This is a genomic window from Catenulispora acidiphila DSM 44928 (assembly GCF_000024025.1).
In the GTDB taxonomy this organism is placed as follows: domain Bacteria; phylum Actinomycetota; class Actinomycetes; order Streptomycetales; family Catenulisporaceae; genus Catenulispora; species Catenulispora acidiphila.
Genome location: NC_013131.1, coordinates 4,042,235 through 4,060,965, shown reverse-complemented (window position 1 = coordinate 4,060,965; position 18,731 = coordinate 4,042,235). Strand labels below are relative to the sequence as shown.

Genomic DNA, 18,731 nt, shown 5'->3' with positions numbered 1-18,731 from the left:
TACCTCCGCCGTCACGCGGTTGGCATGAGGGTGACGGCCGCGCACCTGAGAGTCCGCCTACCTCAAGGACAGGGTTCATGCGAAGAATCACCCTCCCCCCGATCCGCCGCTCGGCTCCCCGCATCAGCGTCCTCGCCGCCGCCGCACTGGCGATCAGTGGCCTGATGACGGGCGGTGCGCACGCGGCCAGCGTGGCCACCGGCGACAGCCGCTCCGTTCACGAGCCGTCACTTCCCTCCGTCTGCCAACAGCTGAGCGCGAACCTGGCGACCAGCAACGAGCAGTTCTCCAGCAGCGCCGAAGCCAGCCCGCCGGACACCTCCCGGATCCAGAGCGCGCTCAACGCTTGCAAGAGCAGCGGAAAGTCGGTCGAGCTGAAAAGCAGCGGCGGGAACACCGCGTTCCTGTCCGCCCCGCTGACCGTGCCCACCGGCGTGTACCTGGTGATCGACTCCGGCACGACGCTGTACGCGAGCCGCGTCGCATCGCAGTACCAGTCCAGTTCCTCGGACAAGTGCGGCACGATCTCCAGCAGCGACAACGGCTGCAACCCGTTCATCAAGGTCTCCGGCGCCAATGCGGGCATCGAGGGCGTCCGCAGCAGCTCCGGCTCCCAAGGCACGATTGACGGACGCGGCGGCCAGACCGTCTACGGCACCAGCACGACGTGGTGGCAGCTGGGCACCACCGCCGGCAACGAGGGCAAGAAGCAGAACGACCCGCGGCTGATCATCTTCCAGGGCGCCGACAACGCGACCCTGTACAACATCAACCTGGTCAACTCAGCGTTCTTCCACGTGACCTACAAGTCCGGCAACGGCTTCACCGCCTGGGGCGTCCGCATCAAGACCCCGGCCACCGCCCGCAACACCGACGGCATCGACCCCGACGCCGCCACCAACATCACCGTCGCCAACTCCTATATCCAGGACGGCGACGACGGCATCGCCATCAAGGGCGGCAGCGGCGCCGCGTCGAACATCACCATCGAGAACAACCACTTCTACGGCACGCACGGCATCTCCATCGGCAGCGAGACCAACGACGGCGTGACCAACGTGCTGGTCCAGAACAACACCGTGCAGGGCTCCGACAGCTCGGGCAATGTCAGCACCCTGAACAGCGGCCTGCGGATCAAGAGCTACCCGGGCAAGGGCGGGACCGTCTCGACGGTCACCTACACCAACACCTGCGAGACCGGCGTGTCCCACCTGATCGAACTGAACCCCCGCTACTCCTCATCGAGCGGTTCGGGCACGCCGGAGTTCACCAACATCCTGGTGAACGGACTCAAGTCGGTCAGCTCGGTGTCCGGCGCGCAGTCGATCATCGAGGGCTACGACTCCTCGCACATCACCGGCCTGACCCTGCAGTACGTGAGCCTGGACAAGACCGCCTACACCGCCGCGTACGCGAATGTCGGCGTCTACAACTCCAACCTGAACCCGTCTTCGGGTTCCGGCGTCCACCTCACGCAGCTGTCCTCGCCCGTGACGAGCGGCAGCGTCCCCTCCTGCTCCTTCCCCGGCTACCCGAGCCTGTAGCCGAGGCAGGCATACGGACCGCCCGGGTCGCGCGCCTGCGAATAGGCGTCCGGCCCGGGCGACGGCGGCAGCGAACAGTTCGAGGTTCCCGATCTCGGCGGGCTCGACGCGTGGCCGCGCCTGCCCACGCCGGACGGTCACACCCACCGCGCGTTCACAGTCGGTGCCGCAGTCGGTGCCGGATGGCAGACTGGCAGCATGATCAGCATGATCGGCCAGTCCACCGCCGCCGAAAACCTCGCGCGCCTGCGCTTGCTGCGGCGTGCGAAGGACCTCATGGACCGGGACTGGTCCGAGCCGATCGATCTCGACGACGTCGCCGCCTCCGCCGGCTACTCGCGCTACCACTTCATCCGGCTGTTCAAGCAGGTCTACGGCGAGACGCCGGGGCAGTACCTGTCCCGGCGCCGGGTCGAGCGTTCGCAGGACCTGCTGCGCAGCGCCAACCTGACGGTCACGGAGATCTGTGTGGCGGTCGGCTTCGAGAGCCTGGGCAGCTTCTGCACCCGGTTCAAGCAGCTCACCGGGCAGACGCCGACCGAGTTCCGGCAGGCGGCGCTGCGGGACGGCTCCGCGCCGGTCCCCGGCTGCTTCGTCCTGCTGTGGGCCGGCGGCTTCCGGGCTCCCGACGCAACTTTCGAGAAGGCGGAGCACGGCACGGCGTCCTAGGTTGGCCGCACGGACGCGACGCGGCGTCCCCCACGAAGGGAGCGGAAATGATCACCGGACTGAAGATCAACACCATCTGGGTCCTCGACCAGGACTCAGCACTGGAGTTCTACACCAAGAAGCTGGGCTTCGAGGTCCGCAGCGACACCCAGATGGGCCCGGACTCCCGCTGGGTGACCGTCGGCGCCGCGGACCAGCCCGACCTCGAACTCGCCCTGATGCTCCCCGGCCCGCCGGCCGTCGACCCCGAGTCCGCCGAACAGCTCAAAGTCCTGGTCGCCAAGGGCATCCTCGGCGCCGGCGTCATGGCCACCGACGACTGCCAGGCCACCTACGAGGAACTGAGCGCCCGCGGCGTGGAGTTCGTCCAACCCCCCAAGAAGCGCCCCTACGGCGTCGAGGCCCTCTTCCGCGACGACTCCGGCAACTGGTTCAGCCTGACGGAGCGCAGCGAGACGCTCGACGAGAGCATCGGCTGGGACTGAGCCACCGGGGACCGAGCCACCGTCCTCGCGCCTCACTCCTTCCCGATCAAATCCACGGCCGCACCGGCCGCGCGATGCCCGTGGCCCGGTCCTCGGCCCGCCGCCGCAGCCGTTCGACGATGATCAGCACAGCACCAGCCCAAGGAGCGAGCAGCGCGCCGATCAAAGACGCCACCCCCACCCACTCCGGACCCCCGGTCAGCACGATCGGGGACACCAAGAAGAACAGCGCCGGCCCGCCGACAGCGCACAGCTTCGGCAAGCGCATCCGCCACGGCGAGGCCCACGGCACCGCCGTCCTGGCATCGACGTGCCAGAGCACCACGGCCAGTGTCCCCGCGGTGACCACGAAGTACACGACCGCGTCGAACATGAACCCGATGCCATCCACAGGCCTACGATGCACCGGCCGCCCCTGACGCCGAATGCCAGACCCTTGAAGAACACCAGCTCTTCACGCGTGGGGCGTCGGGCGACAGCGGGTTGCCCCGATCAGCTGCCCAGGAAGTCCAGCAGCGCGGCGTTGAACTCGGCGGTGTGGGTCCCCAGTCGGCTCGAATCCTGGAAAGCCCCCAGTCCCCAGTCCGCGGCACTCAGGCGCCGGTCAGGCTGCTTGCGCGGCGTCGCCGAAGATGTCGGCCAGCTGGCGGCGAGAGGTGATGTCGAGCTTTCGGAACACCTTGTTCAGGTGGTACTCGACGGTCGATGTGGTGATGAACAGGCGGGTGGCGATCTCGGTGTTGGTGGAGCCGGTGGCGGCCAGGCTCGCGACCTGCTTCTCCTGGGGCGTCAGAGGGTGGGCGGCCGGGGCGGTGTGCTTGCGGGTGTGTTCTCCGGCGGACTGGAGTTCGGTGCGGGCGCGTTCGGCGAAACCGACCGCTCCCATGTCGGTGAACATGTCGTGCGCCTTGCGCAACTGAGTCCGCGCGTCGGCGAGACGGTCGCGACGCCGGAGCCACTCGCCGTAGAGCAGGTACGTGCGGGCGAGGTCGGTGGCCACGGTGGTGCTGCTCAGATGCCGCAGTGCGGCCTCGTAGAGGCTCTCCGCCTTGTCGTCTGCGGACATCAGGGCCCTGCAACGCGCCAGCACGCCGAGCGCCCACGCCGTCCCGCTGAGCGACGCACGCTCCGCCAGCCGCGACAGTGCCGCCGAAGCCAGCTCCCGGTCGCCGACTCGGGACGCAGCCTCGATCACCTCCGGGAGCAGCCGATTGCCCTGCCCGGGCACGTCGTTGTCATATTCGAGGCGGGCCCAGGCCAGCGCCTCCCGAAACCGCCCGGCGCTCAGTTCGAAGACGGCCAGCGAGTAGTGCGCGTGGCAGGTCAGCACTGCGTAGCCCAGCTGCTCGCCCCACACCTGGATCGCGCTGTCCGCGCCGACCCGCAGCTGCGTCTCAGCACCCTGCCACGCCCGCAGCTCCACGCGGTGTGACGCGCCGATCGGCATGTTGACGATCGAGGCGTAGATGTCGTCCGATTCGTCGTAGCAGGACTCTGCCTTGCCGAACCGCCCCGACCACAGCTCGGCGACGGCGAGGCTGTTCAACGCCACGGCGAGGGAGTGGACGGCGCCGCGCTCGCGGCTGACCTCGATGAAGCGTCCGAGCACCGCTCGATAGCCCTCCTCGTCCCAGAGGTCTTCGGCGCCGACGAAGCCGAGCAGCGCGATCGGCATGCCGATGTCCCCCAGATCGCCGGTGCACAACGCCTCAACCGCGGCCCGCAGCTTCGGCACCGCCGCCGCGTAGCCGTCGGCGATGCGCGTGCAGTAGGCGTCGATCACCACATCGGACACGGTCTGCGGCCGCGACGGGTCCCACGGCATGGCGAGCGCCTGGCGAGCCAGCTCGTCCAGCGTCATGCCGACGGTGTGCTCCCGCGTCATCATCGCGGCGGAGAGCGCCTCGAAAACCATGTCGCGCGCCAGCGGCTCGTCGTGCGCGATCACGTCCTGCGCGGCAGCCATCAGGATCGCCGGCGCCATGGCGATCCGTCCCTCAAGCCATTCGACCATCGCGCGCAGTCGTCGAATCGTCGCGCGTGACGTCGATGTGCCCGGATAGGACTCGGCGTGATCCAGCATCGGCTGAGCCGCAGCCGATTCGCCGATGTACAGATGCGCCTGAGCCGCAGCGGAGTACCGCTCGGCACGAGCCTGCGGATCGGGGCTCAACTCGGCTGCCGCCAACAGGAACGCCGCCTGCGCGGCGTAGCCGCCACGTCCCTGCGCGCGCTCGGCGACCCGTTCCAACTCCGCGGCGACCTCTTCATCGAGCCCGACCACCGCCGCAGCCAGATGCCAAGCCCGCCGCTCAGGTCCCGTCAGGGGGTCGATCGCCTCGGCGAGCACCTGATGGACGCGCCGCAGTTCCGCCGGTGCGGCTGCAGAGTGCACCGCCGAGCGGATCAGCGGATGACGGAAGACCGGATGCGGGTCCACGGTGAGGATCCCGCCGGCGACCGCCGCGTCCAGCGCCTGCGCCGACAACCCGAGCTCTCCCGCCGCACGCCACACGACGACCGGGTCGTCGGCAGGCGCGACAGACAGCAGCAACAGCAACGACTTCGTCTCCTCCGGCAGGGAATCCACCTGCCGCTGGAAGTGCGCTTCGAGCCGCGGACCGAGCGACCGCGGAGCCGACAGCAAAGGCACAGGCGCAGCCGCCGGCACAGTCCCGCCAGCCAGGTCTGCGGTGAACTCGCTCAGCGCGAGCGGGTTCCCTCCAGCCTCGGCGACGATCCGGGAGAGCGTCGGCGAAGCGGGCCCGAGCGACGCGACAGGCAGCGCGGCAAGCAGTCGACCGGCGTCGGCGTCGGACAAACCGGTGAGCCGGATCGCGGGCAATCCGTCGATCGGCAAGGCGCCGGGCTCTCCGTCACGCACGCACATCACCAGCCCGATGCCATCAGCATGCAAGCGACGACCGACGAAAGCCAATGCCTCCAACGATTCCCGGTCCAGCCACTGCGCGTCGTCGACGAGGCACATCAGCGGCCCGTCCCCGACGACGTCGGCCAGCAGCGTGAGCGTCGCCAGACCCGTCCGGAAACGATCGGCCGGCGGCGCCGCGACCATCCCGAACGCCGCGCCGAGTGCCTCACGCTGCGGATCGGGGAGCCGATCGAGCCGGTCCAGGAAGGGAAGCAGCAGCCGGTGCAGCGCGGCGTATCCGAGTTGGGACTCGGTCTTGACCCCGGTGACGCGCGCCGTCTGAAGATCGCCGGCAGCCTCGGCGGCGTAGGTCAGCAGCCGGGTCTTGCCGATGCCGGCCTCGCCGGAGATCACCAGCGCCCCGCTCAGTCCTTCGCGGACGCGCGCGACGAGATCATCAATGGCCTGACACTCCTCGTCCCGGCCCAGGAGCGCCGACGGTTCAGGCACCGGGTGTCGCTGGACGGCGCGTCGTCGGGAAGGAGGATCCGGGGCACTCACATGCCGACGGTAGAAGCTCGAAGGCAGCCGTCGCGAGCGTCATGTGACGGTGCTTCCGCTCTCGCCCGCACCGCTTTCGCCCAGGTCAGGGACCAGGTGGAGCATCGAGGCGAGTTCGGAGCGCGACGCGACGCCCAGTTTGGGGAAGATCCGGTGCAGGTGCGAGCTGACCGTCCGGTGGGAGAGGTAGAGCTTCTGGCCGATCTCGCGGTTCGTCAGACCGCCGGCGGCCATCTGCGCGATCTGGAGCTCTTGCGGCGTGAGCTGATCGCGGGCGTCGAGACTGCGGCTGCGGCTCGTCTCGCCGGAGGCTCTGAGCTCCCGACGCGCGCGATCGCTCCATGGGATGACGCCCAGCGCGTCGAACGTCTCCCGGGCGGCGCGCAAATGAGGGCGGGAATCAGCAGCCCTTCGCTGGCGGCGCAGCCACGCGCCGTACGCCAACTGCGTGCGCGCCCGGATGAACGGCCAGCCCGCCAGATCGGCGCTCAACGCGGCCGTATACAGCTGTTCGGCCTCGGAATCATCGGCCAGGAGCGCTCGGGCGAAGCGAAGACCGGCGTGCAGAACCGGAGAGGGGGTCTTCAGCGCGGCGGCCTCCATCTCCCGCATGATCTGCGCGACAGCCGCGCCCTGACCGCAGTGCGCAGCCGCGTCGACCAGATCCGCGATAGCGAAGCAGCGCAGCGCCACCTGGTAGCAGGGGTCGGCCGGATCGTGCAGGCGACGCAGCTGCGTATACGCCTCGTCGAACCGCCCCGCGCCCAGCGCCGCCAGCCCGCGCGCCATCTGTGTCCGGGCCAGGACCGGCCGCGCCCCGACCGGGAGCCCGGCCTGTTCGGCTTCGGCCGTCAGCGTCTGGACCCGAGCCTGTTCCCCGCGCAGTGCCGCGATCGCCGCCTCGATGGCTCGTACCAGACCGTGCAGGTACGGCTGGGTCGTCTCGCGCGCCAATCGGCCAGATTCCTCAGCGGCGGGGATGGCCACGCTCAGGTCGCCGAGCTGCACGGCGCTGGAGGCCTCAGCCCCGAGCGCGCGGGCGAGCAGTCCCAGACGGCCCTGTGTCCGCAGACCCGCCGCGGCGGCGGCCGACAGCCTCTGGGCCAGGTCGAACGAGCCCACCATGAGCGCGCCGGTCCCCAGCATCCGGTCCATCCGGGCGTCGTGGCCCGAGGTCGCCACGATCCGGTTCAGCCGCTCGATGACCACCGCGCCGCGATCGATGGGAGCTGCGTAGGCGAGGATCGCCAGCAGCCACGAGTCGTGCTCGTCCAGCTGCTCGTCCCGCATCAGGTTCTCGGCGACGTCGACGACCCGCTGCCGGGCGTCGGTCCCCGGCTCGGTCCAGAAGCAGCGCTGAGCCGCGCTCCACAGAATGCGGATGGCCAGGTCCCGGTCACCGTCGAGGGCGACCGCCTCGGCGAGTTCGGCCAACACCCCCGTGTCGGCGGTCCGACCGCGCAGACCTTCGTCGAATCCCCCGCGCAGCCACACCACCCGGGCCCGCTGCTGGGTCGTCAGATCCAGGCGCGAGGCTTCGTCGAGCAGCTTCGTCACGACCTCGCGGCGGCCCAGCTCGACCGCGAGTTCGGCTGCTCGCAGCAGGCGGTCCACGCGCAACACAGGGTCCTGACTGAGGCGCGCGGCATGGTCGAGCGCCATCACCGCCGCTCCGATTCCGCCTCGCTGCTCAGCACCGACCGCGGCGGCATGGAGCTGGGCGGCGATTGATTCATCGGGCAACGCGGTGGCCGCCGCGCGGTGCCAGATGCGGCGGTCCTCCTGGTCGGCGATGACGTCGGCCAGCGCGGCGTGGGCCGCGTAACGCTCCGGCAGGCTCATGCTCTGGTGGATCGCCGAGCGCATCAGCGGATGCCGGAACCGGATTTCGCCGCGCTCCACTTCGATCAGCTTCGCCGCGACCGCCGGCGTCAGATCGTCAGTGCCGACGTCGCCGTCGGTGACGCGCGCCAGGGCACTCAGCGTCTCGGTCAGCGAAGGGCTGTCGTTCAGCGCCGCGACCTGAAGCAGCGTGCGGGTCAGTGCCGGGAGCCCGGCCAGGCGGATCGTGAACGCCCGCTCGAGCCGCTCGGTCAGGGGAGTCCAGAAGGTCGGCGTCGACGTGCCCTCGGTTGTCGCCGCCGCGGTGGCCGGCAGTTCGGTCAACGCCAGCGGGTTGCCCGCGGCCTCAGCCAACACCCGGCGGCGCAGCGCCGGATCCAAGCCGGGCGCGTGGGAGTCCAAAAGGGTCGCCGCCGCGTCGGCGGTCAGCGGCGACAGGACCAATTCGGGCAGCTCGGCACCGGCCAGCGACGAGAAGAACCCCTCGCGCGCCGCCGCCACCAGGACGATCGGCTCCGATTCCAGCCGCCGGGCGACGAAGGCCAGGACGTGCGAGGTGGACAGGTCCAGCCAGTGCGAGTCCTCCACGACCACCAGGACTGGCGCCGTCTCCGCGGCTTCGGCGATCAGGCTCAGGACGGCCAGCCCGACGAGGAACACATCGGGGGTGGTCGAGTCCGCGCCACCGAGCGCCGCCTCCAATGCCGCACGCTGGCGGTCCGGAATCTGGACGATCCCATGCCGGATCGGGCGGAGCAGCTGCTGGAGTCCGGCGTAGGGAAGATGCGTCTCGCTCTGCACCCCCGAGGTCGTCAGGACCCGCATCCCGGATGCCACGGCGCGCCGGGCCGCGTAGTCCAGCAGCGCGGACTTCCCCACGCCGGCTTCACCGCGCACCACCAGGGCGATTCCGCTCTCGCGGACGTTGGCTATGTGGCCTCTGAGCTGTCGCGTCTCGGCGGCCCGACCGACCAGTGCCACAAGGCTCCCTGAGGGAAGAGGTCGGCGGACGTCGCCGAGTGCCCCAGCATAGTTGATCAAGACGTTGTCCCTGGGGACACTCGGGGACACTCGGGACACCCCAGGGCGCCCCGGGCGTCCCGGAGCGGGAAAGGACTGGGGTCTATCCCCGGTACGAAGGTCCTCACCTGGGTGTTGTGCTGATCCGGCACCGCGAATCCGCTGCCGCCCCACCGCACCGAGAGGTCGTCATGACGACACCGACCCCCGTCGTTTTCATCCACGGACTGTGGCTGCACGCCACGTCCTGGGAGCCCTGGATCGACCTGTTCCAGAAGGAGGGTTACGACGCCTCCGCACCGGGCTGGCCCGGCGACCCCGACACCGTCGAGGAAGCCCGCGCCAACCCCGAGAGCATCGCCGACCACGGCATCGACGCCGTGGTCGACCACTATGCCTCGATCATCAAGGACCTGCCGGTCGCGCCGATCCTGATCGGGCACTCCTTCGGCGGCATGATCGCCCAGAAGCTTCTGGGCCAGAACCTGGCCGCGGCCGCCGTCGCGATCGACGCCGCGCAGATCAAGGGCGTCCTGCCCCTGCCGCTGTCGGCGCTGCGCGCCACGCTGCCGGTGTTCAAGAACCCGGCGAACAAGCACCGCGCGGTGTCGCTGACCGCCGAGCAGTTCCGCTACGCGTTCGGCAACGCGCTGAGCGCGGAGGAGTCGGACGCACTGTACGAGCGCTGGACGATCCCCGCGCCAGGCAAGCCGTTGTTCGAAGCCGCCGCGGCCAACTTCAACCCGCACTCGCCGGCCAAGGTCGACACCGCCAACGAGCTGCGCGGTCCGCTGCTGCTGATGACCGGCGGCAAGGACCACACCGTCCCGGAGGCGGTGACCCGCGCGACGCTCAAGCAGTACCGGCACTCCGAGGCGGTCACCGACATCCTCGACTTCCCCGACCGCGGACACTCGCTGACCATCGACGGCCGGTGGCGCGAGGTCGCCGACACCGCCCTGGACTGGCTGCGCCGGCAGGAGCTGTGACCGGCACGCCTTCGACAGCGGCAGCGAGCGCGCCTCCGACAGCGACGAAGGCCGCCGGCGTCATGATCGAATCCCAGCACCTCTTCGAAAGGCCCTGACATGGACCTGCACCTGACCGGCAAGACCGCGATCGTCACCGGCGCCAGCCGCGGCATCGGACTGGCGGTCGCCCGCACCCTGGTCGCCGAGGGGGCGCGGGTGGTCGCCGGCGCCCGCGAGATCACCCCCGAGCTGAAGGCGCTCGCCGCCGACGGAGAGGTCCTGGCGGTCGATCTGGATCTGACCGCGCCGCAGGGTCCGGCCGAGCTGATCGCGGCCGCCGTCCTCGCCTACGGCGGCCTGGACATCCTGGTCAACAACGTCGGGGCGGTCCGGCCGCGGACCGAGGGCTTCCTGGCCGTGACCGACGAGGACTGGGCCGCGACGCTGGCCGTCAACTTCCTGGCCGCCGTCCGCACCACGCGGGCCGCACTCCCCTCCCTGATCGAGCGCGGCACGGCGGCCATCGTCACCGTCAGCTCCGTCAACGCCTTCCTGCCCGACCCGCTCGTCATCGACTACAGCGCCGCCAAGGCCGCGCTGACCAACTTCTGCAAGTCGTTGTCCAAGCAGGTCGGTCCGCAGGGCGTCCGGGTCAACACCGTCAGCCCCGGACCGGTGACCACCGGGCTGTGGCTGGCCGAGGAGGGCGTCGCGGCGACCGTCGCCCGGGCCACCGGCGGCACCGCCCAGGACATCGCCAAGCAAGCCGCCGGCGACGCCGTCACCGGCCGGTTCACCCACCCCGAGGAGGTCGCGGACCTCGTCGCCTTCTTGGCCAGCGATCGCGCCGCCAACATCACCGGGTCCGACATCGTCATCGACGGCGGGCTGGTCAGCACCCTGTAATCAGCATCCGCAAGCCGCTTCTCCCATCACTTGGAGTCCCTTGTGAAGTACCTCCATGCCGTTTTCCGGCCGGGCGCCGTCCTCGCCCTCGCCGCGGCGTCGGCCGTCGGGCTGGTCGCCACCACGATCACCACCGGCGCCGCGCACGCCGCGACGGCGTCCTCACCCACTGCCTCTTCCCTCGAGCAGATGCCGGCCGGGTTCAGCGAGCACAAGACCGATGTCGGCGGGATCGGCATCGACTATGTGATCGGCGGCCACGGCCCGACTCTGGTCCTGCTGCACGGATACCCGCAGACCTGGTACGAGTGGCGCGACGTCATGCCGGCGCTGGCCGAGCACTACACGGTCATCGCCCCCGACCTGCCCGGCGCGGGCCGCAGCGACGCCCCGGCCACGGGCTATGACAAGAAGGACCTGGCCGCCGACATCCACGGTCTGCTCGCCGAGATCGGCCACGACCACGACATCCGGCTGGTCGGCCACGACATCGGCACGATGGTCGCCTACTCCTACGCCGCGGCCTACCCGCGCGACGTCACCAAGCTCGTGCTCAGCGAGGCGCCGATCCCGGACCCGAGCATCTACACCTACCCCTCGCTGACCGCCGACGGTCCCGGCGCCTGGCACTTCGGGTTCTTCGCGCTCACCAACGGCCTTCCCGAGCAGCTCATCAGCGGTCGGGAGGAGCTGTGGACGAGCAAGTTCGTCGACGACCTGGAAGTCGTCAAGGGCGCCGTCACGCCGAACGACATCGATGTGTTCTCCAGCTACCTGAAGGACCCGGCGCACCTTGAGGCCGGCCTCCAGTGGTTCCGGACCCTGCCGCAGGACATGACGAACGACGCGGTCTACCAGAAGACCAAGCTCACCATGCCGGTGCTGGCGATCGGCGCCTCCGGGAGCCTCGGCAAGGCGGTGCCCGACCAGGTGCGCCAGTACGCCAAGCACGTCACCGGGGTCGTCGTCCCCGACTCGGGCCACTGGATGTACGAGGAACACCCCGCCGAGATGGCGCACATCCTGCTCGACTTCCTGGGGAGGAATTGATGATCCAGCAGTTCCCCGACGACACGTTCCCCGACGGCAAGGCCGAAGCCTTCTGGTTCCTCGGCGGCCAGAGCCGGATCCTGGTGCCCGGCAGCGAGACCGGCGGCGCGCTGAGCGTCATGGAGTTCCTCGACACGGCGGGCCACGCGCCCCCGCGCCACATCCACGAGGACGAGGACGAGGTCTGGATAGTCCTGGACGGCGAGGTCTCCTTCTTCGTCGCCGACAAACGCCTGGACCTGCACACCGGCCAGATCGCGCACGGCCCGCGCGGCGTGCCGCACAGCTACCTCGTCCGCTCGCCGACCGCCCGGCTGGCCGTCGCCTTCGCCCCGTCGCGCATCGAGGGGTGGTTCAGCGCCAACGGCACGCCCGCCACCCCGCTCGACGAGGAGCCCGCCGCCTTCGACATCGGGAGCATCCTCGCCTCCGCGGACGACTTCCGGCTGCGCGTCGCCGGTCCGCCGCCGACCGAGTGACCGAGCGAATGACCGAGCGAATGACCGAGCGAATGACCGAGCAGTGACCGACCAGCCGACTGACCGCTTCCGACCATAAGAAGGGCTCTGACATGACGTCTCATCTGCCCCGCCTGCGCCAGAAGCGCTTGGCGATACCCGCCGTCCTGGCCGCCGCCGCGCTCGTCGTGCCCGCCGTCGCGACCGCCTCGGCCGCGCCGGCTCCGCTCTCGGCGACGGCGTCCGGCTCGGCGCGGCACGCGCCGAAGCCGACCGTCGTGCTGGTCCACGGCGCCTTCGCCGACTCCTCCAGCTGGAACGGCGTCATCACCCGCCTGGAACACGACGGCTATCCGGTCATCGCCGCCGCCAACCCGCTGCGCAGCCTGGACGGCGACGCGGCCTACGTCTCCAGCATCCTGAGCACCATCCCCGGACCGGTCATCCTGGTCGGCCACTCCTATGGCGGCGAGGTCATCACCAACGCCGCCGTCGGACACACGAATGTCAAGGCCCTGGTATACATCGCGGCCTTCGCTCCGGACCAGGGCGAGAGCGCCTTGCAGCTGACCGGGATGAACCCCGGTAGCCAGCTCGGTGCGGCGCTGGTCGTGCGGCCGTACGCCGCCGGCGCGGACAGCGGCAAGGACGGGTACGTCGACCAGACGAAGTTCCACGCCGTGTTCGCCGCGGACGTTCCGGCGTCCACCGCCGACCTGATGGCGGCCGAACAGCGGCCGGTGTCGCTGGCCGCGCTCCAGGACCCCAGCGGCGTCCCGGCGTGGAAGACCATCCCGAGCTGGTACCTGGTCGCCGGCGCCGACCAGGCGATCCCGGCCGCCACCGAGAAGTTCATGGCGCAGCGCGCCGGTGCTCACACAGTCGTCGTCCCGGGCGCCTCGCACGCGGTTATGGTCTCTCACCCCGACCAAGCCGAGAGCCTGATCGTCAAGGCCGCCAAGGCCACCGGCTGAGGTGTTCGGCCACTGACACGCGCCAGGTCGCGCCGCCCGAGCGGCTGCGCGACCTCGCGCCGTCCACTATCGCCCGTCCCGCCTGTCCACCCGTCCACCCGTCGAAGGGACCCCCAGCTCATGGAAACACCCGTCAACGTCGCCGTCATCTACTACTCGGCCACCGGAAGCGTCTTCCAACTGGCCAAGGCCGCAGCCACCGAGGCCGAGAAGTCTGGGGCGGAGGTGCGGCTGCGCAAGGTCCGCGAACTGGCGCCCGACGAGGCCATCGCGACCAACCAGGGCTGGTCCGAGCACATCGCGACCACCCAGCACATCGCCGAAGCCGTGCTGGACGATCTGGAATGGGCCGACGTGATCCTGCTGGGCTCGCCGACCCGGTTCGGGCTGCCGGCGGCGCAGCTCAAGCAGTTCATCGACACCACCGGCGGGCTGTGGGGGCAGGGCCGGCTGGTGAACAAGGTCGGCTCCTCGTTCACCTCCACCGCCACCGCGCACGGCGGCCAGGAGTCCACGATCCTGGCGATGAACAACACCTTCTACCACTGGGGCTGCGTCATCGTGCCGCCCGGCTACGCCGACCCGATCCAGTTCCAGGCCGGCAACCCTTACGGCGCCAGCCACATCTCGAACAACGGCGCGATCCCGCCCGGCGAGGTCGAGTTGGCGGCCGTCGCGTTCCAGACCCGCCGCGCCGTGCAGATCGCCGAGACCCTCCGGCGCGGCCGGGACACCTGATAGCCGTGCAGCGCACAGGGAGGTCCAACCATCATGAAGCCGGCACGAATGCGGCCGATCGCCGCGTTGTGGGAATGGCAGACGTCCGCGGCCTGTCGCGGCCTGGAGAGCGCCCGGTTCTTCTCGCCGTCGGGCGAGCGGGGTAATGCGCGCGCCGAGAGGGAGAGGTCCGCTCGCGAACTCTGCGCAGGCTGCATCGTCCGCGAGGAGTGTGCCCGGTTCGCCGTGGAATCCGGCGAGCAGCACGGAGTCTGGGGCGGCGTCAGCCGCGAGCGTGCGACGCGGCGCTGAGGACGGGCCACGCGCGTGCCACCCGCTCGCGGTGGCACGCGCTCACTGCAGGACGGATCGCAGCTGTCGCCGCGAGGTGATGTCCAGCTTCCGGAACACCTTGTTGACGTGGTACTCGACGGTCGACTGCGTGATGAACAAGCGCGTCGCGATCTCGGCGTTCGTCGCCCCCGCGGCTGCCAGCCCGGCGATCCGCCGTTCCTGCGGTGTCAGATCGTGCGCGCTCTGCCCCGTCTGGCCGGCGCGCTTCCGGGCGTGCTCACCGGTCGCCTGAAGCTCGACCCGGGCTCGTTCGGCGAAGCCCGCCGCACCCATCTGGTCGAACATCTCATACGCGGTGCGCAGCTCGGTCCGGGCGTCGGCGCGGCGGCGGCGCCGACGGAGCCACTCGCCGTGGAGCAGATGGGTCCGCGCCAGCTCTGTTCGTACTCGGGTACTGCCGAGCAGTGCGACGGACTCGGCGAACAAGGCTTCGGCGTGGTCGTCATCGGCCAGCAGGGCCCTGCTTCGCGCCAGCAGGCCCAGGGCCCAGGGCGTGCCGGCCGGCAGGGCACGCTGCTCCAGCCGGCGAAGCGCGTCCTTCGCGGTCTGCTCGTCGCCGCAGCGCACCGCGGCCTCGACGAGGTCCGGCAGCACGCGGGACACGGCTCCGGCGTTGTCGGTGTCGAAGGCCACGCGGGCGTTGGCCACGGCCTCGGCGTAGCGCCCGAGGCTGATGTCCAGCACAGCAAGGCAGTTCCGGGCCCAGTCCGCGAGGCCGCTGTTCGCGTGGCGCGTCGCCAGGTCGCCGATCAGCGCGTCCGCCACAGCCCGGGTCTTCGCCTCCTGACCGCTCCACGCCAGCAGCTCGACGCGCAGCAGCTGGCCCGGCGACGGCAGTCCGACGACGGTCGCGAGATCCTCGGACTCGTCCAGGCACGCCATGGCCGCGGCGAATCGGCCGGCTCGCAGCTCCCACGTGGAGCGCACCACCAGCGTGGACCGCAGCGCTCCCAGGGCGCCGACGCGGCGTTCGTGCGCCTCGACGAGCAGGGCGGCCTCATTGCCGCCGCGGTCGTCCCAGACTTCGTCAGCGGCGTACAGCGCCAGCGTCGCCGGACGGACGGCGTGTTCGATCACCTCGCTGTCCCGGCTCATCGCGGCGAGTGCCGCCCGGAGCACCGGTGCCGCCTGCGGATAGTCGCCGTCCACGCGCAGAGCAAAGCCACGCAGGAGCAGATCTGCACTGGTCGGCTGGACCGACCGGATCGCCGGGGAGGTCAAGACCGAGGCGCCGAATTGCTGGAGCGCGACGGGATCGAGGTCGCCGCACAAGGCGCCGAGAAGCCCTTCCATCAGGATCGACCGGGACAGGGCGGGATCGGCGTCGGCAACGGTGTCGGCAGCGGTCAGCAGCCGGGTCAGCACCCCGCCGATCCGCTCGAAGTAGATCTCGGTCGTCGCCTTGGCGTGCAGGGCCCGGGCGCGCAGCACCGGGTCGGCGCCGGCGAGGACCGGCTCGGCCTGCTGCAGCAGGGACTGCGCGGCGGCCGGGTCCCCGAGCAGCAGGTGCGCCCGGGCGGCTTCGACGAACCGGAGCACCCGGTCGCCGACCGACAGCTGCGCCGCCTTGGCCAGCAGCGCGGCCCGCTCGGCGTAGCCGCCTCGGGCGCGCGCGAGCTCTGAGGCAGAGTCGAGCTCGTCGGCCACCTCGTCATCGAGCCCGATCGTCGCCTCGGCGCGGTGCCAGGCGCGGCGCTCACGGCTGTGGACCGGATCGCTGGCCGCGGCGAGCGCGGCGTGGACGCGGCGGCGCTCGGCGGCGTCGGCTCCGCGGTACACGGCCGAGCGGATCAGCGGATGGCGGAACTCCACGAGCCGGCCGCGGGCGATGATGCCCGCCGACATCGCCGCGTCGACAGCCTCGGCGGCGATGCCGAGTTCGCCGGCGGCACGCCACAGCAGCAGCGCGTCCTCCGGCGGCGTGGCCGACAGCAACACCAAGAAGGTGCGCGTGTCGTCAGGCAGCCCTTGGATCAGTTGACCGAAGTAGTTCTCCAGGCTCGACCCGACCGGCAGCGGCCCGAGCAGCGGCGCGGTCCCGGCCAGACAGGCCAGGCTGAGCGCACCGATGCTCTCGAGCAGGGCCAGCGGGTTCCCGCCGGTGTCGGCGACGATGCGCGCGGCCACCGCCGGATCCAGTCGCCCGGCGACGTTCAGCCCGAGCAGCTCGTGCGCGTCGGTATCGCTCAGACCGCCGACCGGCATGACGGTCAGACCTTCGAAAGCCCCCGGCACCGGCTCCCGGTCGGCGACGACGAAGCCGATCGCGTCGGCACCCAGGCGGCGCCCGACGAACGCCAGCGCGTCCCGCGACTCACGGTCGAGCCAGTGCGCGTCGTCGATCAGACACAGCACCGGCCGCACCGAAGCCCCGCCGGCCAGCAAAGCCAGCGCCGCCATGCCGACAAGATGGCGGTCAGCCGGCGGCCCGGCGAGCATCCCGAACGCCGAGGCGAGCGCCTCCCGCTGCGGCGTCGGCAGCTCCCCGAGCCCGCCCAGGAACGGACGCAGCAAGCTGTGCAGCGCCGCAAAGCCCAACCGCGCCTCGGTCTCCACCCCGGCCACCCGCACGATGTGCAGGTCAGACGCCACCTCAGCGACATGATCCAGCAGCCTGGTCTTCCCGATACCCGCCTCACCGACCAGCACCAGCGCGGAACTCATCCCGTCCCGAACATCCGCCACCAGCTCGGTCAGCGCCCGCTGCTCATCACCTCGGCCAATAAGCGGAACCCGGCGGGATCGGATTCCGGCCGGGAAGTATTCAGCCATCCCCACTAGGAAACCGACTAGGACCCCAGGGCGCCCTAGGGTCGGACCCTAGTCCTGGGCCGACACCGGATATGCCTAGCTGGTGCAGCGCCGCGTTGGTCCTTCGGGGGTCGGCACGAAGTCGAAGTCGTCGATGCGTCGTGAGCCAGACGCGGGTCATCTTCGAGGCATGGGACGAGCCGTTCCTGACAGGGACCTAACTCGCTGATTCCGCGTCGGGCCAGCCGTCCGGGTCGCGCTGCGCGAGGACGCGCACCAGAAGTTCGTACAGCTGGCCGCGCTCTTGCGTGCTCAAAGCGCCGAAGGTCTGCTCGGTCGCCGCGTCGAGGTCGCGTTCGGCGTCAGCCAGGAGGCGCTTGCCCGCGGGGGTGATCTCCAGGATCTGCCGGCGCCGGTCGGCCGGGTCGCGCTGCTTGTCGACGCTGCCCGCGGCCAGCAGGTCGTCGACGTAGGCGACCATGTCGCCGCTGTCGATGCCCAGGCGCGCGGCGGCGTCCTTCTGGATCAGCGGCCCGCACTCCGCCAGGACGGCCAGGACCGCGTGCTGGAAGACGCCCAGGTTGCTGCCGGCCAAGGCCTGGGTGGTGTCGCGCCGCGCGGCCGTGGCCAGGGTGACCAGCGCGAACGGCAGGCGCCGGCGCAGGGCGAGGGGCTTGGGGGCGGGGGTCGTCATAGCGGGAGCGTAGCGTATCGCTGGATCGCCTATTTACTGGATAGACCAATCATTGGTATAACCATCTCATGACGAACTCCACCTCGCTTCCGGTCATCGCAGCGTTCGGCGACTCTCTGACCAAGGGCGACGGCAGCACGCCGGACGCCTCCACCGCCTACGTCGATGTGCTCGCGCGCCGGCTGGGCGTCCCGGTCCGCAACCGTGGGATCAGTGGCAACCGGCTGCTGTGCGACGGCTACGGACCGGCCGGGACGGATCGGTTCGCGGCGGACGTGCTCGCCGACGCCGAGGTCACGCACGTCATCCTCGAACTCGGAGTCAACGACATCGGGCTGGCCGGCGTGGAGGGCAGCGCGATGCCGAGCGCCGAGGCGCTCATCGGGGGACTCAGCGCGCTGGCGGAGCGCGCCGCGGCGGCGGGGCTGGTCGTGATCGGCGCGACGCTGACCCCGCATCGCGGGACGCGGTATCCGGGGTTCTTCTCGCAGGCCGGAGAGGAGATCCGCAAGGCGGTCAACCTCTGGATCCGGAGCGCCGCGTGCTTCGCCGCGGTGCTGGACATCGACGCGGCGCTGCGGGATCCGGAGCGGGACGGGTACATCGCGCCCGATCTCGACTACGGCGACGGCCTGCATCCCAACGACGCGGGGCACCGGGCCATCGCCGAGGCCTTCGACGCGGCGGTACTGGAGAACACGGCCGGCGTATCCGAGTTCTGCGACGCCTGACGGCCGGGTCCCCGCAGGATCGCGCAGGACCCGGCCGCTACTCGCCTAAAGGTTGTTGCGTAGGCCGCCGCCACTCTGACCCGTCGCCCTCAACACGTTGGCGAGCAGCAGACAGTGCGGCGCAGCGGCGCC

The 18,731-nt window shown here is 70.6% G+C and carries 16 protein-coding genes; 11 read left to right on the top strand and 5 right to left on the bottom strand.

The window, feature by feature from the left end; all coding sequences use genetic code 11:
- The first annotated feature begins 77 nt into the window (after positions 1-77).
- From CACI_RS18035 to CACI_RS18025, 3 genes are all read left to right on the top strand, one after another.
- The gene (locus CACI_RS18035; RefSeq protein ID WP_015792261.1) at positions 78-1,544 is read left to right on the top strand and encodes a glycoside hydrolase family 28 protein; all 1,467 of its coding nucleotides are present in this window, start codon (positions 78-80) and stop codon (positions 1,542-1,544) included.
- Between the two features lie 198 nt (positions 1,545-1,742).
- On the top strand, positions 1,743-2,213 hold the full coding sequence (locus tag CACI_RS18030) for a helix-turn-helix transcriptional regulator (protein ID WP_015792260.1): 471 nt from the start codon (positions 1,743-1,745) through the stop codon (positions 2,211-2,213).
- A 47-nt stretch (positions 2,214-2,260) separates the two neighbouring features.
- On the top strand, positions 2,261-2,698 hold the full coding sequence (locus CACI_RS18025; RefSeq protein ID WP_015792259.1) for a VOC family protein: 438 nt from the start codon (positions 2,261-2,263) through the stop codon (positions 2,696-2,698).
- A gap of 46 nt (positions 2,699-2,744) precedes the next feature.
- On the opposite strand, the gene CACI_RS18020 is transcribed toward CACI_RS18025, so the two are convergent.
- The 3 genes from CACI_RS18020 to CACI_RS18010 all read right to left on the bottom strand — a co-directional run bounded on the left by CACI_RS18020 (position 2,745) and on the right by CACI_RS18010 (position 8,954).
- Complete coding sequence (locus tag CACI_RS18020; protein ID WP_143765287.1) at positions 2,745-3,089, bottom strand: hypothetical protein; 345 nt, start codon at positions 3,087-3,089, stop codon at positions 2,745-2,747.
- A 213-nt stretch (positions 3,090-3,302) separates the two neighbouring features.
- Positions 3,303-6,080 carry a helix-turn-helix transcriptional regulator gene (locus tag CACI_RS18015; RefSeq protein WP_015792257.1) on the bottom strand — a complete coding sequence of 926 codons (2,778 nt, stop codon included), beginning with the start codon at positions 6,078-6,080 and terminating at the stop codon, positions 3,303-3,305.
- Between the two features lie 90 nt (positions 6,081-6,170).
- Positions 6,171-8,954 (bottom strand): ATP-binding protein, encoded by a 2,784-nt coding sequence (locus CACI_RS18010; RefSeq protein ID WP_015792256.1) that lies wholly within the window; start codon positions 8,952-8,954, stop codon positions 6,171-6,173.
- Positions 8,955-9,184: 230 nt separating this feature from the next.
- Between CACI_RS18010 and CACI_RS18005 the strand changes: the two genes are divergently transcribed.
- From CACI_RS18005 to CACI_RS17975, 7 genes are all read left to right on the top strand, one after another.
- The gene (locus tag CACI_RS18005) at positions 9,185-9,982 is read left to right on the top strand and encodes an alpha/beta fold hydrolase (protein WP_015792255.1); all 798 of its coding nucleotides are present in this window, start codon (positions 9,185-9,187) and stop codon (positions 9,980-9,982) included.
- A gap of 99 nt (positions 9,983-10,081) precedes the next feature.
- A complete protein-coding gene (locus tag CACI_RS18000) occupies positions 10,082-10,870 on the top strand; it encodes an oxidoreductase (RefSeq protein WP_015792254.1) in 789 nt (262 codons plus the stop codon).
- 42 nt (positions 10,871-10,912) lie between these two features.
- The gene (locus CACI_RS17995) at positions 10,913-11,920 is read left to right on the top strand and encodes an alpha/beta fold hydrolase (RefSeq protein ID WP_015792253.1); all 1,008 of its coding nucleotides are present in this window, start codon (positions 10,913-10,915) and stop codon (positions 11,918-11,920) included.
- Positions 11,920-12,399 (top strand): cupin domain-containing protein, encoded by a 480-nt coding sequence (locus CACI_RS45725; protein ID WP_015792252.1) that lies wholly within the window; start codon positions 11,920-11,922, stop codon positions 12,397-12,399. Before CACI_RS17995 ends, CACI_RS45725 begins: the two co-directional genes overlap by 1 nt.
- Positions 12,400-12,491: 92 nt before the next feature.
- Positions 12,492-13,352, top strand: a complete 861-nt coding sequence (locus CACI_RS17985) for an alpha/beta fold hydrolase (RefSeq protein WP_015792251.1) — start codon at positions 12,492-12,494, stop codon at positions 13,350-13,352.
- A 120-nt stretch (positions 13,353-13,472) separates the two neighbouring features.
- Complete coding sequence (wrbA, locus tag CACI_RS17980; protein ID WP_015792250.1) at positions 13,473-14,090, top strand: NAD(P)H:quinone oxidoreductase; 618 nt, start codon at positions 13,473-13,475, stop codon at positions 14,088-14,090.
- 33 nt (positions 14,091-14,123) lie between these two features.
- Entirely contained in the window at positions 14,124-14,381 is a 258-nt protein-coding gene (locus CACI_RS17975; protein ID WP_015792249.1) for a WhiB family transcriptional regulator, read from the top strand.
- 42 nt (positions 14,382-14,423) lie between these two features.
- Here CACI_RS17975 and CACI_RS17970 read toward each other — a convergent pair whose 3' ends face one another.
- Both CACI_RS17970 and CACI_RS17965 read right to left on the bottom strand, forming a co-directional pair.
- The gene (locus CACI_RS17970; protein WP_015792248.1) at positions 14,424-17,195 is read right to left on the bottom strand and encodes a helix-turn-helix transcriptional regulator; all 2,772 of its coding nucleotides are present in this window, start codon (positions 17,193-17,195) and stop codon (positions 14,424-14,426) included.
- A 196-nt stretch (positions 17,196-17,391) separates the two neighbouring features.
- On the bottom strand, positions 17,392-17,868 hold the full coding sequence (locus CACI_RS17965) for a MarR family winged helix-turn-helix transcriptional regulator (RefSeq protein WP_015792247.1): 477 nt from the start codon (positions 17,866-17,868) through the stop codon (positions 17,392-17,394).
- A gap of 68 nt (positions 17,869-17,936) precedes the next feature.
- Here CACI_RS17965 and CACI_RS17960 point away from each other — a divergent pair, with 68 nt between their 5' ends.
- Positions 17,937-18,599, top strand: coding sequence for a GDSL-type esterase/lipase family protein (locus CACI_RS17960; protein ID WP_015792246.1), 663 nt, complete (start codon positions 17,937-17,939; stop codon positions 18,597-18,599).
- The last annotated feature ends 132 nt before the right edge of the window (positions 18,600-18,731 follow it).

Excerpts from the sequence above, each read along its gene's own strand:
- CACI_RS17965 (WP_015792247.1), bottom strand. The coding sequence starts at position 17,868 with ATGACGACCCCCGCCCCCAAGCCCCTCGCCCTGCGCCGGCGCCTGCCG.
- CACI_RS18000 (WP_015792254.1), top strand. The coding sequence starts at position 10,082 with ATGGACCTGCACCTGACCGGCAAGACCGCGATCGTCACCGGCGCCAGC.
- CACI_RS17970 (WP_015792248.1), bottom strand. The coding sequence starts at position 17,195 with ATGGCTGAATACTTCCCGGCCGGAATCCGATCCCGCCGGGTTCCGCTT.
- CACI_RS18005 (WP_015792255.1), top strand. The coding sequence starts at position 9,185 with ATGACGACACCGACCCCCGTCGTTTTCATCCACGGACTGTGGCTGCAC.
- CACI_RS18030 (WP_015792260.1), top strand. The coding sequence starts at position 1,743 with ATGATCAGCATGATCGGCCAGTCCACCGCCGCCGAAAACCTCGCGCGC.
- wrbA (WP_015792250.1), top strand. The coding sequence starts at position 13,473 with ATGGAAACACCCGTCAACGTCGCCGTCATCTACTACTCGGCCACCGGA.
- CACI_RS17960 (WP_015792246.1), top strand. The coding sequence starts at position 17,937 with ATGACGAACTCCACCTCGCTTCCGGTCATCGCAGCGTTCGGCGACTCT.
- CACI_RS45725 (WP_015792252.1), top strand. The coding sequence starts at position 11,920 with ATGATCCAGCAGTTCCCCGACGACACGTTCCCCGACGGCAAGGCCGAA.
- CACI_RS17985 (WP_015792251.1), top strand. The coding sequence starts at position 12,492 with ATGACGTCTCATCTGCCCCGCCTGCGCCAGAAGCGCTTGGCGATACCC.
- CACI_RS17975 (WP_015792249.1), top strand. The coding sequence starts at position 14,124 with ATGAAGCCGGCACGAATGCGGCCGATCGCCGCGTTGTGGGAATGGCAG.
- CACI_RS18035 (WP_015792261.1), top strand. The coding sequence starts at position 78 with ATGCGAAGAATCACCCTCCCCCCGATCCGCCGCTCGGCTCCCCGCATC.
- CACI_RS18025 (WP_015792259.1), top strand. The coding sequence starts at position 2,261 with ATGATCACCGGACTGAAGATCAACACCATCTGGGTCCTCGACCAGGAC.